This window comes from Pseudonocardia charpentierae, from assembly GCF_031845345.1.
GTDB classification, from domain to species: domain Bacteria; phylum Actinomycetota; class Actinomycetes; order Mycobacteriales; family Pseudonocardiaceae; genus Pseudonocardia; species Pseudonocardia charpentierae.
Genome location: NZ_JAVREJ010000102.1, coordinates 1 through 569 on the forward strand (window position 1 = coordinate 1; position 569 = coordinate 569).

At 69.1% G+C, this 569-nt stretch carries 1 protein-coding gene; it reads right to left on the minus strand.

Going from position 1 to position 569, the window contains the following annotated elements; genetic code table 11:
- Nucleotides 1–520, minus strand: a 520-nt coding sequence (locus RM445_RS32045; protein ID WP_311560612.1) for an IS701 family transposase, incomplete at its 3' end; no start/stop codon positions are given.
- Nucleotides 521–569: the final 49 nt, after the last annotated feature.

Here is a 569-nt window from a genome sequence, read left to right on the forward strand (position 1 = left end):
TGGCGAACTCGATTTCCTCGGGGATAGCTGCCGCCTGGCAGCGGTCCCGATCGGCGGTCCACGTTTTCGGCAGGTACAGCTCCCGGTCGATCAGGGTGCGGCCCTTGCTGGTGGCGTAGGCGAGGAACACCCCGAGCTGGCAGTTCTCGACCCGGCCGGCGGTGCCGGAGTACTGGCGCTGCACCCCAGCGGAGCGCAGGCCCTTCTTCAGGAACCCGGTCTCGTCGACGATCAGCACCCCGCCGGGCTCGCCCAGGTGCTCCACGACATAGCTGCGCAGGTCATCACGGACCCCGTCGGCGTCCCAGTTCGCCGAGTTCAGCAGCCGCTGCATCCCGTCCGGGGTCGCATCGCCGGCCACCTCGGCCAGCGTCCACCCGTTCTTCCCCGCCAACGGCGCCAACAGGCCGCGCACGTATGCCCGGGCCCGCCGCCGCGGCTCAGGCCGGAAGAACCTGCCCGCGACCTGCGCGAACAACCCGTCCAACCCGGCCGACCACGCAGCAAGATCCTCCTCCACGAACACAAGATCGAGAGGATAGACCACTGTCGATCACGAACTGCGGCTG